Source organism: Agrobacterium sp. CFBP2214 (assembly GCF_030209895.1).
GTDB classification, from domain to species: Bacteria; Pseudomonadota; Alphaproteobacteria; order Rhizobiales; family Rhizobiaceae; genus Agrobacterium; species Agrobacterium radiobacter.
Genome location: NZ_JARVRC010000008.1, coordinates 161,505 through 176,590, shown reverse-complemented (window position 1 = coordinate 176,590; position 15,086 = coordinate 161,505). Strand labels below are relative to the sequence as shown.

Here is a 15,086-nt window from a genome sequence, read left to right as displayed (position 1 = left end):
CTTCGTTGGCGCGACCAGTTTGACTGCGGGGTGGGGGAACAGTCCATCCCATTAAATGGCGTGGCTGCCCTCTACCTCTGTCACCCTTGATCCGGCGCGCTTGTACATCCGGCGCTCCAGTTCGGGGTTGATGGTCTTATCGTTCTTGGCGACAATCCCATAGCTGGGCTTATCGTGCCAAGCGGCAATAGACACGGGTGCACTGGTGGCCGCGATGGCGACAGGCATCTGAGACCGGGCCATAAACTCGCCCTTTTCCTTGGGCAGATCCGCCCCGAAATCAGCTGCGAACTTTGCCGGGTCGATAAGCAGGAAGCCATCCTTTGTCGGCTTGATATCGTTGGTGGGTGACGGCATCGATTGGAGCAGTTGTGCGGTGCTCTCGCCCTTTTCTGGCTGCAGTGCCGCAACATAGACTAGTGCCTTGACCTTGGGATCATCACCTGCTGCCGTGATGATCGTGCCCCCATAGCTGTGGCCGACGAGAACGACGTCCCCGTCCTGCTGATCAAGCACGCTCTTCGTGGCTGCAACGTCCTGATCCAGGCTTGTCAGTGGCTGCTGGACGATGCTGACATGATAGCCGTCGCGGGTCAGGATGTCATAAACGCCGCGCCAGCCCGAACCATCCACGAGCGCGCCATGCACAAGCACGATGTTGCGCGCGTCCGCTAAGGCTGGGGCTGTTAGGGCAGCGGAAGACAAAAGCGCGGCAATGAGGCCAGCGGCCGCTTTACTGAAGTTCGACATGGTCGGTTGTTCCTTGAGCTTTGTGCGTGAAATAACTGAGGCTTTGAAATCGCCTGAAGGACATGTCTCTCCCCCTATCCGAAGGAGAGACGAACGTGATCGCTTGCGCTTACTGCTTGACGACAATTGGAGCCTTAATCGGCACGCGTTCATAGAGGTCGATAATGTCCTGGTTGAGCAGGCGCACACATCCGGAAGAAACTGCCTTGCCAATCGAGCGCCATTGCGGATTGCCGTGCAGACGATAGAGTGTGTCGTGGCCACCGGAGAAGATGTACAGCGCTCGAGCACCCAGCGGATTTTTCAGGCCCGGCTCCATGCCGCCATTTTCGATCGAATATTTGGCCAATTCCGGCTGGCGGGCGACCATCTCGTTCGGCGGCTTCCAACGCGGCCATTTCTGACGCCACTGAATGATGCCGTTGCCCTGCCAGGCAAAGCCATCGCGCCCGATCCCGACACCATAGCGCATCGCGGTCCCGCCCGGCTGGACGAGATAGAGGAAGCGGGAGGGGGTGTCGACGACGATCGTGCCGGGCGCCTCGCCAGTCGGGTCGAGGACCTGCTGGCGATAGTAGCGCGGATCGATCTGCTTGTAGGGGACCGCCGGGATTAGAAAGCCGCCATCCTCGGTAGGACCGTACATGACAGCCAGTTCGGCATCTGTCGGCGCACGAGCGATGTGGACAGAGCCGATCGGTTCCTGGAGAGGCGTCGACTGTCGCCCCACCATCCGGCCCGTGCCGGGGGTGGAGACGCACCCTGCCAGGGCCGAGACCGCAGCCATCGCCGAAAGCGACAGGAGGCTGCGGCGGGATGACGAGGTATCAAAGCTCACGCTCATTCCTCATCCTGCCATCTGCGCAGCTCCGTCTGGTCGTGATAGGCCATGCGATCAGGCGTGGTGATAAACTCGATCATCGTGCCCCACGGCGCTCGGCAATAGCAGACCCTGTTTCCAGGACCTTTTTCGGTTGCGTAGGGAATAGCTCGTGGTGCCGTAAGGGCTGTTCCGCCAGCCTTCTCAAAGCGCTGTACCGATGCGTCGATGTCGTCGGTATAGACACCAAAATGCGTGATGCCGAAGTCGCTCGGTGTAACCGGTTGCGCTTGTTTGGGGCCGTGCATTTCAAAGAGCTCGATGTCAGGCCCGGTTCCGATCTTGACCATCGCCTGCGCACGCACAACCGTTCCCGGGTAAGCACCAGTGGCCCGCTCGAACTCGGGTCCCTGCCTGGCCGGATCCTGCGGCCCGAACGATTGGTAGATCACCTGGCCGCCAAAGGCTTCCACCAGGAACGATTTTGCCGCTTCGATGTCAGGCACCGTGATGCCGATGTGATTGACGCCGCGAATGACAGGTGCGGTCATGACAATTTTCCTTTCTTGTTAAATCAATGAACGCGATCGAGCTCAATTTGCCCGCATCGCAGAGTTCACTTGGCCTTGAGGAAATCGATGAGAGCAGCGGCCACTTCATCCGGGCGCTCGTCCGCCACATAGTGACTGCAGCGGGCAATCGAGCCGCCAGTTACATCTGTGGCGAACTCCCTGAGCATCGCGACCATATGAGCACCGAAACGCTGCTCGCCGCCGAGACCTAAAACCGGAATCCGGAGCGGTTGTTTTTTGTATTCAAGCGCGGCCGCATGGTCGGCGGTCAGTGTGCGGTACCATTCCATGCCACCGCGCGTGCGACCAGGAAGTGCCATTGCTTTCGCATAAATGTCGATATCTTCAGGATTAAAGGTGCTGTGATCGTAAAACCGCTCCGCCATGAAGGTCGAAACATAGTCATGTTCGCGGCCATAAATCAGGCGTTCCGGCAGATCCCGATTAGCATGGAACGCGAAGTGCCAGATCTTCGCCGTCGTCGCCTCCCACTGGCTCCAGCCAGGAAGCGGAACATCGAGGACGGCAAGGTGAGTAACCGCATCTCGATAGATAGCGGCCTGCGGAAGCGCTACCATTCCGCCGATGTCATGGCCGCATACGGCATAGCGTTGATGCCCAAGGGTAATCATGACCTCGTGCGCGTCGCGCGCCATCGTCGCCTTATCGTAGCCGTCAAGCGGGCATTCGGAAAAGCCTGCGCCGCGTAGATCAATCGCCGCCACGCTGAACTGCTCCGCCAGCAGCGGCATCACATGGTGCCATTCCCACCATGTTTCCGGCCAACCGTGAAGCAGAAGGATCGGGGGGCCGGAGCCGCCCGTGACGGCATTGATCTTGATGCCGTTCACCGGCACCAATTGCTGGGTAAACCCTTTCAATGTTGGGATCATGATGACTTTCCAATCGATGTGACGTTCAAGCAGTGCTAGCTGCCAGATCAGGGCTGATCGAAATCGGTGGCAATCGAGATGTCGCGCCAGGTGTCGATATCGCGGCGAAACGAAGCCAGCTTTCGCTCAGCGATTGAATGCGCGACGGGCCCAAGCGGCAGATGAAGCGGGGTATTATCGGCGTCGACCGCCTGCAGGATCACTGCAACCGCCTTGTCGGGATCCCCTGCTTGATTGCCGTTGTTGGTTTCCCGATAGTGCCTGCGCGAACTCGCGGCGTATTCCGGCATCTCGTTGGCCGCCATCGTGATCGAACGGCCGAGGAAATCGGTGCGAAACGGGCCAGGCTCGACGATCAGCACACGGACGCCGAACGGCTTCAGCTCACCGGCGAGCGCCTCGGAAACCCCTTCAACCGCAAACTTGGCGGCATTGTAGTATGCTGCGCCGCCGCTGCCCGCGATCCCTGCGCCGGACGACATATTGACGATCATTCCGCCCGAACGTCGCAAGCTCGGCAGCGCTGCTCTGGTGGTTTCGATAAGACCGAAAACGTTCACCTCGAACATCGGTCGATATTCTTCCGGCGTGCCTTCCTCGAGCGCGCCAAACAATCCGTAGCCGGCATTGTTGACGAGGACGTCAAAGCCGCCGAATGTCTCGACCGCCTTAGCGACTGCGGCTTTGACTGCCGCCACATCCGTCACGTCGAGCGGCAAGGTGATCATGCGGCCACCGAAAGGCTCAGCCATTTCTTCGATCGAGTTGACGTTGCGGGCAGTTGCGACAACCTGATCGCCTCGCTGTGCCGCGGCGAGCGCAAGCCGCTGGCCGAAGCCGCTTGAGCAGCCTGTGATGAACCATGTTTTCATAACGTTTCTCCGCTTGGTTTCGAACATGACTTGAATCTAGATGTTTAGATCTGTACTTGAAGTGACAGTTTTGTATTTTCACCGTTCACTTTTGTAAGGGCTTGGGCCGTGGAATGGAGCGACGTAAAAATCTTCCTTGCGATTGCGCGATCCGGCACGCTCGGCGGTGCTGCGCGTGCTCTTCATACAAGCCATCCGACCGTCGGCAGACGGCTGCGTGCCCTTGAGGATGCCATCGGCCACACACTCTTCCAGCGGACCGCGGACGGTCTCGTGTTGACCGAGGAGGGCCATGGGATCATCGCCCTGGCAGAGCAGATGGAAGAAGGCGCGCTGGCCATGGAGCGCCGGCTCGCCGGGCAGGAGCAAAACCTCAAAGGCAATCTGCGCATCTCATCGGCAGACTGGTTCGGGGCCTATGTCCTGCCTCCCATCGTGGCGGATTTCTCGAAAGCCTACCCCAATGTAGACGTCGAGATCCTGACGGGCACTCGCCTGTTCAACCTCGCCCAAAGAGAGGCCGACGTTGCCTTTCGCATCGTTCCGTTCGACACTGCCGATGTCATTCAGCGGCGGCTCTTCAGGCTCGAATACGGCGTCTACATCGCCGAGGAGTCGCCTGACCCTAAATATGGCGACGGGACTGGTTTCCGTCTGATCACCCACGACACTTCGACAGGGCAATTTCCCGACATAGCCTGGCTCGCCGAGAGTTTTCCGAACGCGAGACCTGTGCTGCGATCAAACAACCGAAACGTCCAGGGGCGAATGTGCAGGCAAGGCGTTGGGATCGCCGTCCTGCCCCGCGCAGTAGGCAATCAAATCCCGGGTATCCGCAGACTAGAACTACCCAAGCACCCGCCGGCGCGAGACATCTGGATGGGATATCACCGCGACCTGCGACGTCTTCAGCGTCTTCGGGCGTTTATCTCGGCCGTCTCGGACCACATCACAAATGCCCCTGCATGGTAAGCCGCGCGAAGAAGATCGATTCTCCCCGCCGATCCCCGGCTGCGGTAGGACAGCCGCCACAGACAACTTACTTGCTGGCCGCAATCTCCCTGTGCCGCTCCACCACAGCGCCCACGATCATTGTCATCAGCCCTTCGACGAAGTGCCGACTGAGGCCAACGTCATTGGCGATACTCATCACTCGATCCAATTGGCGTCGCTCTCGCTCATTATCGACCGCCGGCAACGCCTGTTCGGCTTTCAAGTGGCCGACATGCTCGGTACAGCGAAAGCGTTCGGCCAGAATATAGAGGAGAGCGGAATCCAAATTGTCGATGGTCCTCCGGTAGGAAGCGAGTTGCTGTGCCACATCATCTGTCATCATTTGAATATCTTCCAAGTCGTTTCGTAGGCGCGAGGTAGAGCTTATGAGATGGGATGCATACTGCGACGCGACAGGGCGATCGTCAGCCAAATTGCCGAAACCAGGAAGTAGAATGCGCCGACGCCAGCGTAGCCCGCAACCGTGGCGATAGAAGGCTCCTGAGGCCTTTGCGCCTGAAAGATGAAGAGAGCACCGGCCACAGAGGATTGGGCTCCGCTCAAAATCATCACCCACTGACCTCCACTCGTTCTCCAGCGCCGCACGGCAGTTCCAAGCTGCAACAGGCCTGAGAAGATCGCCCATAGACCGAAAGCGCCGAGAACCCAGTTCATGTTCATTGTCAGCGCCAGGATCACGGCTATCGTCATAACCGAGCTCGCGGCGACGTTGATCGCTTGGCTCCGGTTGGCGGCAAGACCGCCGCTCCTCGCGGCATCGATAACGTTGGCGACTGCATCCCAAGCGGGGTAAATGATCAGCAGAGCGGCAGCCACCGCAAAGGAATGTTGTCCGGCCGTCAACGCAGTCGCGACCCACAGCGATGAGAAGGCCGCTCTGGTAAAGTAATACTGCTTGAGCCACTGGTCGTTGCCGCGCGCGGCACGGGAGGTCTGGTTGTTCGACATCGTTTTCTTTCACTTTCTGAACTAGTTGTTTAATGGTTCGCGCAAGCGTCGTCAGATGAAGGCGAAACGCTTGCCCAAGAGGGTGTTCTCCTCCCATTCAGTACGGCGGATCCGATCGCTTTGCCGGAGAGTTTCCCGGCTGACATTTCGGGACTATCGAGGTCCTGGCCGTCGCGAGAAGAAACCGTCGTCCCGCCGCCGTGGGCAACCCTTGATGCCCATGCCTTTCCGAAGGCTCATGGATTGTTTTCCTGTGGTTCACCATTTCGATTACTTCAGATGCCGGCGTACCACTCGTAGCCACGGTCTTCCCAATAGCCGCCGTTCCCACCCCACAGCCCGGCGAAGCTGTCGACCAGTTCGATACGCATGATGTATTTTGCCTGTTTGTAGCCAAGCTGTCGCTCGACCCTGAGGCGCAAGGGCGCGCCGTGGCCGACGCTGAGATCCTGGCCGTTCATCTGGTAGGCGAGGATGGTTTGAGGATGGGCCGCATCGATGAGATCAATGCTCTCATAGTAACGACCGCTTCCGTCGAGCGTCTTTTCGAGTTCGTCGGCACAATGCAATACGACGTAGCGCGCCGTTGGCTTGACCCCGGTGAGGCGCAACAAGTGGGAGAGCGGGACGCCTTTCCATTTACCGATCGCACTCCAGCCTTCGACGCAGTCATGGCGGGTAATCTGGGTGCGGGAAGGAAGCGCCTTCAGATCAGCGAGTGAAAACGTCTGAGGTCGATCAACAAGACCGTCGATCTTCAGTCGCCAGTTTGCGAACTTGCCTTCCAGCAGCTCCGCATATTCATCGCTGTCGGGAGCACTCGTTCCATTGACACGGAAGGAGGGGGAAATGTCCTTTTCGTCAAACTCGCGCGCCAGTGAATCGCGCCCCTGAAGCAGTCTTTGGGCTTTTATGGTCAGATGCTCAGCTGAGCGAAGGACTTTTGCGACGTCTGCGTTCTGGTCCAAGAGGTCGCAACCCGAGAGAGTAAGGGCGCTGGCCCCGAGCGTGCCGCCGATGAGAAAGCGGCGTCGGGTGAAAAGCTTGCTCATGATTTCGGGCCTTTCTCCTGGATCGCATAGCGTCCGGTGATCATCGAGCGGATGTTGTTCCAGGTCCCGGACAGGACCACCATTGCCACATGCACGACAACGAAGATGACAAGCGCCGACGCTGTGATGAAGTGGATGGTGCGCGCGGACTGACGTCCGCCAAAAATCTCGATCAAGGCGGGCAGAGCGGCATCGACGCCCGGTGACATGGTCAGGCCTGTCAAAACCATCAGAGGCAGGAGGACGACAATAACGGTGAGATAGGTGAGCTTTTGAAGCGCGTTGTAGTGCCTGGCCTCCTCCCCTTCTGGAAAGCGGAGCCGAGCGTGGTCGAGGATTTCGCGGCCGAGGTGGCGCGGCGAGATCTCATGGGGCTTTGGCGCCAGGTCTTTGCGGAAATGTCCGCTGAGCACGCTGAAGCCGAGATAGACAATGCCGTTGATCACAAGCAGCCAGGCGAAGAAGAAATGCCAGCGACGTCCGGCGGCAAGATCCTGGAATGAAGGGATGGTTGCCCAGGAGGGAAAAGCGCGTGAGACCTGTTCGCCATCAGCCTGAGAAACGCCAAGCACGCCCGTCGTGGGGATCTTCAACCCGGCAACACGTACGAAACCGCGCGGCTGACGGCCGCCGTCATCGGAGCCTATTGTCAGAACGGCGGGATCGCCGTTCGCGCCATAATGACCCCAATAAAGCTCTGGGTGGGCATTGAAGATCTGCAGCCCGCTCAAAAGAAGGAAACTCAGGCAAAGCACGTTCAGCCAGTGCGTGACACGGGTCACAACCGAGTGCCGGCGGATAAAGATCGTCCGTGGATATTCAACATTGTCGTTGGAAGCGTTTGCGCTCATCTCAGCGTCTTTCATCGTTGACATTTTACGGCTGCAGATCAGGCGTCGCCGATTTCTAGTCACTGGCCGAAGCAGTAAGGCGGCTGCTCCGGCCAGTGGCGGCGTGCTCTTCACATAGGGGGAACCACGCCATTCCTGCCGACGACCACCTGGTGGGCGATCGGGCCTGTTGCAGCTTTTTCAGCTGTGATGAAGACCACGGCACCAGGAACGAGATCATCCTTGGTGGCCGCGGCGATGGTCACGACCGGTGTCCCATCCGGAATAGCGATCTTCTTTTCCTTGCCATGATAGGTCACGGTGACAGTCCGGCCATCGACGCCTTTAACGGCATCCGCGACCGTCGCATTGGTCATGCTGCTGTCCGGCTTCAGATCCCAACCGTAGCTCCCCTCGCCTGTGCCTTTCATTGCCGGAGGGAAAATCAGGACCTCAAGTGCGCCATCGCCACCATCGGCCTTTGGTAGGGATGCAATGCCGACAAAATCGCCCGGCTTGATGTCGGTGACCTTGGCATTCGCGACGCCTGCCAGCTTCCAGTCGTCTGCAAGCGCGACGTCCATTGTCTCCCCTTCGCGGGTCTTCACTTTGAGCGTTGACCCCTGGTAGTCGACGATGCTCCCGCGGACATGGATCGGCGCGGCTTTCTTATCCTCGGCAGATGCGGGTGCCGAAAGGACAGTCACAGAAAGGATGCTTGTCAGCCCGAGGGCTAAGGCTGGGAAAGTATTTCTCATTTTATCTTCCTACTAGTTGGTAGTTTCGATGGACGCGATTCACCCGAGTAGCCTTGCCACGCAGGATTAGTGAGAAACCGTCGGCGTGAGACGATTGAGGGCAGGTTCGAGTATCATTGAGAACACTTCCGGCTTCCCATTGGCTCTCGCCGAAAGCATTGCCCCGTAGACGGTTGCCAGAAATGTTTCGGCTTCGACATGCGGCGCACTGGTAAGACTCAGCTCGCCCTGCTTGGAACCTCGCTCCATGACCGAAGCCAGCCACGAGGAGATGAAGCGAAAAAAGTTCGTTACCTCGGTTGCGACCTCCGTGGGGAGGGATGGCAGTTCACTGGCAAGCATAGCACAGACACAGTAGGGTCTGCTGGCATCCTCAATGCACGCAGCCCAGTGGTTAGCATAAGCCTTGAGGATGTCCAGAGCATTCGGAACCTTCTGCTCAAGGATTGCCACGCTTGCCTGGCCATCCTCTCGATAACGCTTGACCAGCTCACGCACCAGATCGACCTTGCTGGGAAAGTGATGATGGATGCTGGCCTTGCGGATACCGACAATCTCCGAGATATCGGCGTAGCTGAAGCCATTGTAGCCGCCGCTTATCAGAAGGTGTCGGGTGGACGCCAGAATGTCGTCCGAGGTGGTCGAAAGATTGCTCATGCAGCTTGTCTACCTTCTAGTAGGCAGATCGTCAATAGCAAATTTTGGGCTTGCGCTAGCCGTTTGTGGAAACAGTCACGCTCTTCCAAGCTTCGATTTCCTGGGTCAGGCGTTCGATCCGCGCCGTTACATGTCTAAGCGCATCGCTGCCAAGGAGAAGTTGCGGCGGGGGATTTTCAGATTCGATGAGGGTCAGCACCGCGTCGGCGAGCTTTTTCGGATTTCCGAGCTGCTTGCCGCTCACTGCCTGACGCGCCTCGCGGATCGGATCGAACAGGGTATCATAGTCAGCAATGGAACGCTCTGTGCGGACCATAGAACGGCCTGCCCAGTCCGTCCGGAACGAGCCGGGGCAAAGGGTTGTTACGTGCACACCAAACGGCGCCATTTCCGACCGCATGACCTCTGAAATACCCTGCAACGCGAACTTGCTGCCGCAGTAATAGGCGATGCCGGGCATGGTGATCATGCCTCCCATCGACGTGACGTTGACGATAAAGCCGCTTCGGCGCTCACGGAACCTCGGGAGGAACGCCTTGGCGACTGCAACGGCGCCAAACACATTCACGTCGAACTGGCGGCGCATCTCCTCGATCGGCGATTCCTCAAGCACACCCTCGTGCCCATATCCGGCATTGTTGATCAGCACATCGACTGGGCCGTGCTCTTCCTCCGCTCGCTGCACCGCGACCGGAATACGATCAAAATCGGTGACGTCGCAGAGGACCGGGCGCAGTTCCGGGAGGGTCTTTGCCAGCGCTTCGCGCGAGGCTTCGGAGCGGATGGTCCCGATGACGGTATGACCGGCTTCGATTGCAGCAGTGGCGATCGCCAGCCCAAAACCCGAGTTCGCCCCTGTTATGAAAAACGTTTTGCTCGACATTTCTGAAACTCCTTGATTACCCGTTGATGTGACAGATAATCTGGAGACAACGCGGGTTCGATTGCGAATCCTCTTAAATTTTTGCCAATTCCTATGAACTATAAAATGCCGCCCTCTACACATGACCAGTCTGCCGCCTTGGCCGGACAACTCGCTCCTCGTCTTGGCTACAACCAGACCGGGCTCAGTTGTGTCCGTATCCTACGCACGGAAGCAGTGCTGTACGACATTCCGGTTCTTTATAAGCCGGGCGCCGTGTTCGTATTGCAGGGGAGCAAACACGGAATTCTGGACGGGGAAATCTACCTCTATGACGAGCACCACTATCTTGCCGTTTCGGTGCCCGTTCCCTTTAGGATGACATCTACAGCCAGTCCACGGCGGCCACTGCTCGCGGTCTATTTAGAGTTCGACATGCAGATGGCGGCCGAGATCGCCACGCAGCTTGAAAAGCTCGCGGGTCCTGCAAGCGTCAAACCAAAAGGGCTCTTCTCGAGTAGGATGGACAGCACTATCGAAGACGTCCTGCTGCGCTTGCTGACGGTGCTCGGCAGTCCGGTTGAGGTCGCCGTCCTTGGCGGCTCCATCCTGCGTGAGTTGCATTACCGGGTCATGTCAGGGCCGCAAGGCGGCGCAGTGATCGCCGCCCTGCAGCGGAAAGGGACGTCGGGAAAACTGATCGAGAGCCTGGCATGGCTGCGCAAAAACTACGGCTCTGAAATCACCGTCGCGGACCTTGCCAGAGCGGTGGGCATGAGCGTTCCTTCATACCATGTCCATTTCAAGGAGCTGACAGGCTCAAGTCCGATGCAATACGTGAAGGCGATGCGGCTCCATGAAGCGAGACTGATGATCGCCCGCCAGACGGCGACAATTGCAGAGGTGGCGGCGTCAGTGGGCTATGTCAGCCCGGCGCAATTCAGCCGCGACTTCAGACGGCATTTCGGGCGTACCGCATCGGAAGAAGCGAAGTGGGTCAGGCATCACCTGGGCGAACAGGTTTGACCATTGCCCCTCACCGTTATGACGATCGATCGACCGTCAGAACACAACATGTCATTGTAAAGCGGTTTGAAGGGCGGCTTTGCAATGAATGAGGGTCGTGTCGAAGACGGGAACGCCTACGTTATCCTGGTTTAACAGCATACCCACCTCGGTACAGCCGAGGATAAGACAGTCGCAGCCTTTGTCGACCAGACGCTGCGCAATCCGTTCATAGGTCAAGCGGCTCTCCTCGCGAACGATGTCGCGGCACAGCTCTTCATAGATAATACGATGGGTTTCTGTTCGATCATCAGCTTCAGGGATCGTTGGCGACAGCCCCTGAGCGATGAGGCGGTCGGTGTAGAAGGTCTGCTCCATGGTGAAGGCCGTTGCCATCAAACCCGGTCTCCGGAAACCGCGGTCGAGGATAGCGGTTGCAGTCGCGTCCGCAATGTGCACGAACGGGATCGACACCCTGCCCACGATCTTGTCCGCCACCTTGTGCATGGTATTCGTCGCCAGAATGAGGAGGTCGGCACCTCCGCGCTGCAGCGCGATAGCATGTTCATTGAGGATTCGGCCCGCCGCGTCCCAATCGGAGGATGCCTGCAACTTTTCGATTTCGTCGAAGTCGACAGACCGTATGAGAAGCTCGGGAGAATGGAGTCCTCCCAGGCTCTCGCGGGTAAGCCTGCAGAGTTCTCGGTAATAAATCTGGGTTGACGTCGCGGACATTCCGCCAAGTATGCCGATGGTCTTCAAATTCTTCTCCATGTTCATACGTTAGGTCTGTTACCGCTCAACGGGCGCTTGAGCAGAAACCAGGCTACCCATATTTGCTATTTTGCTACGATCGCAACGCAGGAAAACCACCAACGGAGTGGAGAAATTCCTGGATGATGGCCACCGCCCGCTTCGCCAAATTTACGCGCACAGTGCAGCGGAGGGAACTCCGCAGCCCATTCGCGCTTAAATTCCGCATTATCACCTACAGGACAGAGCGGCGAGGCACCGCCTCGTATCAATGCTCAGGCACTGATGCCGCCATCGACGAGAATGCCTGAGCCGGTGATGTAGGCTGCACCGGGACCCGCGAGAAAGGCGACGGCCTCTGCGACTTCACTGGCTTTACCGTATCGAGCAATCGAGAGGTTTGGCAGGATAGCGGCTGCGAGCGCGCCATCGGCAGGGTTCATGTCAGTATCAATCGGACCTGGTCGAACCAGATTGACAGTAATTTCCCGAGAGCCCAGCTCACGTGCGAGACCGCGCGTGAAGCTTTCCAGCGCAGACTTGGTCGCGGCATAGACCGCGATCCCCGCGAACGGCACAGCCAGACCCGCGTTGCTGCCGGTACTGATGATGCGACCTCCGTTGGGAATATATTTCAGCGCTGCCTGGGTGATCAGAAAGACACCGCGAACATTGACGTTCAGCTGCAGATCAATCTCCTCAAGTGGCTGCGTGGAAAAATCACTTGCGAAAAGGACGCCGGCATTATTGACCAGAATATCAAGGCTGCCGAGGCGGGCGACGGTCTGCTCGACAGTGGACCTTGCCGCTTCTGTACGCGCGGCATCGGCATGGATGGCGATCGCTTTGCGACCCATGGCGCGGATCTCAGCAACGAGGGCTTCCGCTTTCTCGACCGACTTCTCATAGGTGATCGCAACGTCGGCACCGTCCTCGGCCAGTTTCAGCGCAATTGCCGCACCGATACCGCGTGCCGCACCGGTGACCAGCGCGCACTTGCCGGCAAGAGGTAGTGTGGAGATGTTGTTCATAGAGATTACCTCTGAATGTTTCTGTTTTGCTGGGGAGTTTTACCCCGTTTCCGCGCGATCGGCTGATGATGCGCTGCGATGGCGCCGCTTATCGACGCAACGGTTGGGTCGATGTCAGGCTGACGGAAAGCCATCCCGCGATGAGAAGACAAATGGCAATTGCAACCGCTGCAACGCTGTATGCTTGGCCAATGGATTGAACGTCTGTGGCCGGCCCCAAGATCGAGAAGAACAAGCCGCCAACGATTGCGGCTGCCAACGCACCGCCAATCTGAAACATCGAATTGACCAGACCAGAAGCCAATCCTGACTGCGTCCGGTCTACCCTTTGCACGATGCTCTTCACCAGGTTTGGAAGGGCGATCCCCTGCCCCGCACCGATAAGAAAGAGCGCAGCAAAAAGGAATTGCGGAAGGCCAGTAGAAATCAAGGCCGCCGTTCCAAACAATCCTGCAGCCTGCAGCACCATGCCGGCGCCAGCGGAAAATCTCCCGAAGACGCTGAGGATGCGCTCGCTTGCAAAAGGACCAAGGACGAAGCCGACAGCCGCAGGAAGGATCGCCAGCCCGGCCTCGAAAGGCGTCCGACCAAGGCCACCCTGCTCATAGACCGAGAATATCAGCCAGAAGGCCGCAAGGGCGTAGAAGAACAAGGCAGCCAGGAGCCCGCGCAGTAGCCCACGGTTTTGCAGCAGGCTCGGTGCAAGAATCGGATCTTTCCCCGTCGATTCCAGATGTTTCTCATGCCGCCAAAACAAGACGAAAAACGGAAGACACGTGGCAAGCATCACGATAAGCCAGATCGGCCACCCGTGCTCCCGGCCCTCGATCAGCGGCGCAATCAGTGCAAATAGCGCAATCGCGATCAACAGTGCTCCGCCAAGATCCAGTTTGCTTGGGTGCGCAGATCGGGTTTCTCGCAACATGATGAAGGCCGACGGCGCAGCGACTGCAATAACCGGCAGGTTGATGAGGAAGATGGCTCTCCATCCAAGACCAAGAACATCAAGCGCAATCAACGCACCACCAAGAAACAGACCAACCATCGATGCCATCCCGAATGTCAGGGCATAAAAGCTGAGGGCTCTTGATTTTTCTTGGTCTGGAAAAATGGCATTGATCGAAGCCAAGGCCTGCGGCGCCATGATTGCCGCTGCAAACCCCTGAAGGATACGGCCGGCGACCAACGCGGCTGGAGACCAGGCAAACCCGCATAAGGCAGATGCGGCTGCAAACCCGACCATTCCAGCCAGAAAGACATTTCGTCGACCATAGAGATCTCCAAGCCTGCCCCCAGTGATCAGCATCACAGCATAGGTGGTGGCGTAACCGGAGATAATCAGCTGCATCGTTGACGCAGAGGCCCTGAAATCCTCCCGGATCGAGGGCAGCGCCACATTGACGATGAAGAAGTCGAGCGGCGGCAAAAAGGCGCCGGTCAAAAGGATGACCAGCGCCATCCATCGACGTGGATCGAGTTTGTCATCGGGATTGCTCGTGTCTCTCATAAGTCTCTCCACATTGACCAAAAAATCGATCGACGGTTTGCAATGTTAAGTATTTGGAACCTTTTGGTTCCAAATTGGAGTCAGCCGAGCGCCTTCAGCGCCAGTTCGACCATGTCCCTTGTCTCAGCGCGATCCGCTCCTGCCTTGGCCAGGACCCGCATACCCTGGATCTGACACACGAGGAACCGCGCCAGCGTTCGTTCATCCAGCCCTGGATCGATCTCGCCCAAGGCCTGGCCTCTTATGATCGCCGCCGCATAAAGATCTTGCAGACGTCTGAACAGCCGGGAAATACGTGGTGCGACCTCTTTATCCTCTGGAAGCATTTCGACAGCTGCAAAGACGACAAAGCAGCCACGCAAACCTTCCGTTCCGGATGCTTGATCCACTTGTTGAGAGAAAGCTTCTCGAATTGCGGCTTTGGGCGATGGATTGGAATGCAGCGTTTCACCGACCGAGCGAACGGCGTCCTCGATGTAAGCGTCGAGGGCGCGCAGATAGACGCCTCTCTTGTCGACGAAAGCCTTGTAAAAGCTGCCTCTGGAAAGCCCCATACCCTCAAGCAAGTCGGGAAGGGATGCATCGTGATATCCACGATTCCAGAATACGTGCACTGCTTTTCGAACTACTTCATCGAGTTCGAATTCTCGAGGGCGACCAACGGACGCGGATATTTGAGTGCGCTTCACCATGGCAAATATATGGAACCATTCGGTCCACAATGCAAGCGATATTTTCGGGATCGCGCCAAGCGTCGGCACC

At 57.9% G+C, this 15,086-nt stretch carries 18 protein-coding genes; 2 read left to right on the top strand and 16 right to left on the bottom strand.

Annotation, left to right across the window (positions count from 1 at the left end; translation table 11 throughout):
* Positions 1–51 precede the first annotated feature (51 nt).
* The 5 genes from QRN60_RS21300 to QRN60_RS21280 form a co-directional block, all read right to left on the bottom strand.
* A complete protein-coding gene (locus tag QRN60_RS21300; RefSeq protein WP_112998292.1) occupies positions 52–750 on the bottom strand; it encodes an alpha/beta fold hydrolase in 699 nt (232 codons plus the stop codon).
* 109 nt (positions 751–859) lie between these two features.
* Entirely contained in the window at positions 860–1,594 is a 735-nt protein-coding gene (locus QRN60_RS21295; RefSeq protein ID WP_022557137.1) for a L,D-transpeptidase, read from the bottom strand.
* On the bottom strand, positions 1,591–2,121 hold the full coding sequence (locus tag QRN60_RS21290) for a VOC family protein (RefSeq protein ID WP_020808329.1): 531 nt from the start codon (positions 2,119–2,121) through the stop codon (positions 1,591–1,593). The genes QRN60_RS21295 and QRN60_RS21290 overlap by 4 nt, the downstream gene beginning before the upstream one ends.
* Before the next feature lie 65 nt (positions 2,122–2,186).
* A complete protein-coding gene (locus QRN60_RS21285) occupies positions 2,187–3,035 on the bottom strand; it encodes an alpha/beta fold hydrolase (RefSeq protein ID WP_020808328.1) in 849 nt (282 codons plus the stop codon).
* A gap of 47 nt (positions 3,036–3,082) precedes the next feature.
* Positions 3,083–3,907 carry an oxidoreductase gene (locus QRN60_RS21280; protein WP_020808327.1) on the bottom strand — a complete coding sequence of 275 codons (825 nt, stop codon included), beginning with the start codon at positions 3,905–3,907 and terminating at the stop codon, positions 3,083–3,085.
* A gap of 108 nt (positions 3,908–4,015) precedes the next feature.
* Here QRN60_RS21280 and QRN60_RS21275 point away from each other — a divergent pair, with 108 nt between their 5' ends.
* Complete coding sequence (locus QRN60_RS21275) at positions 4,016–4,879, top strand: LysR family transcriptional regulator (protein WP_020808326.1); 864 nt, start codon at positions 4,016–4,018, stop codon at positions 4,877–4,879.
* Between the two features lie 67 nt (positions 4,880–4,946).
* On the opposite strand, the gene QRN60_RS21270 is transcribed toward QRN60_RS21275, so the two are convergent.
* From QRN60_RS21270 to QRN60_RS21240, 7 genes are all read right to left on the bottom strand, one after another.
* A complete protein-coding gene (locus QRN60_RS21270) occupies positions 4,947–5,258 on the bottom strand; it encodes a chorismate mutase (protein ID WP_020808325.1) in 312 nt (103 codons plus the stop codon).
* Between the two features lie 26 nt (positions 5,259–5,284).
* On the bottom strand, positions 5,285–5,869 hold the full coding sequence (locus QRN60_RS21265) for a DUF308 domain-containing protein (RefSeq protein ID WP_020808324.1): 585 nt from the start codon (positions 5,867–5,869) through the stop codon (positions 5,285–5,287).
* Between the two features lie 275 nt (positions 5,870–6,144).
* Positions 6,145–6,921, bottom strand: a complete 777-nt coding sequence (locus QRN60_RS21260; protein WP_020808323.1) for a molybdopterin-binding protein — start codon at positions 6,919–6,921, stop codon at positions 6,145–6,147.
* Positions 6,918–7,772, bottom strand: coding sequence for a cytochrome b/b6 domain-containing protein (locus tag QRN60_RS21255; protein ID WP_031233276.1), 855 nt, complete (start codon positions 7,770–7,772; stop codon positions 6,918–6,920). Before QRN60_RS21255 ends, QRN60_RS21260 begins: the two co-directional genes overlap by 4 nt.
* Positions 7,773–7,882: 110 nt before the next feature.
* On the bottom strand, positions 7,883–8,509 hold the full coding sequence (locus QRN60_RS21250; protein WP_020808321.1) for a hypothetical protein: 627 nt from the start codon (positions 8,507–8,509) through the stop codon (positions 7,883–7,885).
* A 66-nt stretch (positions 8,510–8,575) separates the two neighbouring features.
* Positions 8,576–9,166, bottom strand: a complete 591-nt coding sequence (locus QRN60_RS21245) for a TetR/AcrR family transcriptional regulator (RefSeq protein WP_020808320.1) — start codon at positions 9,164–9,166, stop codon at positions 8,576–8,578.
* 55 nt (positions 9,167–9,221) lie between these two features.
* Entirely contained in the window at positions 9,222–10,049 is an 828-nt protein-coding gene (locus tag QRN60_RS21240; protein ID WP_111792152.1) for an oxidoreductase, read from the bottom strand.
* Between the two features lie 93 nt (positions 10,050–10,142).
* Here QRN60_RS21240 and QRN60_RS21235 point away from each other — a divergent pair, with 93 nt between their 5' ends.
* Positions 10,143–11,054, top strand: coding sequence for an AraC family transcriptional regulator (locus QRN60_RS21235; protein WP_087747385.1), 912 nt, complete (start codon positions 10,143–10,145; stop codon positions 11,052–11,054).
* A gap of 51 nt (positions 11,055–11,105) precedes the next feature.
* Here the strand turns inward: QRN60_RS21235 and QRN60_RS21230 are convergent, their stop codons facing one another.
* The 4 genes from QRN60_RS21230 to QRN60_RS21215 all read right to left on the bottom strand — a co-directional run bounded on the left by QRN60_RS21230 (position 11,106) and on the right by QRN60_RS21215 (position 15,085).
* Positions 11,106–11,795, bottom strand: coding sequence for an aspartate/glutamate racemase family protein (locus tag QRN60_RS21230; RefSeq protein WP_022557128.1), 690 nt, complete (start codon positions 11,793–11,795; stop codon positions 11,106–11,108).
* 266 nt (positions 11,796–12,061) lie between these two features.
* The gene (locus QRN60_RS21225) at positions 12,062–12,817 is read right to left on the bottom strand and encodes an SDR family oxidoreductase (RefSeq protein ID WP_013637163.1); all 756 of its coding nucleotides are present in this window, start codon (positions 12,815–12,817) and stop codon (positions 12,062–12,064) included.
* A gap of 88 nt (positions 12,818–12,905) precedes the next feature.
* Entirely contained in the window at positions 12,906–14,324 is a 1,419-nt protein-coding gene (locus QRN60_RS21220) for an MFS transporter (RefSeq protein WP_129567356.1), read from the bottom strand.
* An 80-nt stretch (positions 14,325–14,404) separates the two neighbouring features.
* Positions 14,405–15,085 (bottom strand): TetR family transcriptional regulator C-terminal domain-containing protein, encoded by a 681-nt coding sequence (locus QRN60_RS21215; protein WP_284766629.1) that lies wholly within the window; start codon positions 15,083–15,085, stop codon positions 14,405–14,407.
* Between the last annotated feature and the right edge of the window lies 1 nt (position 15,086).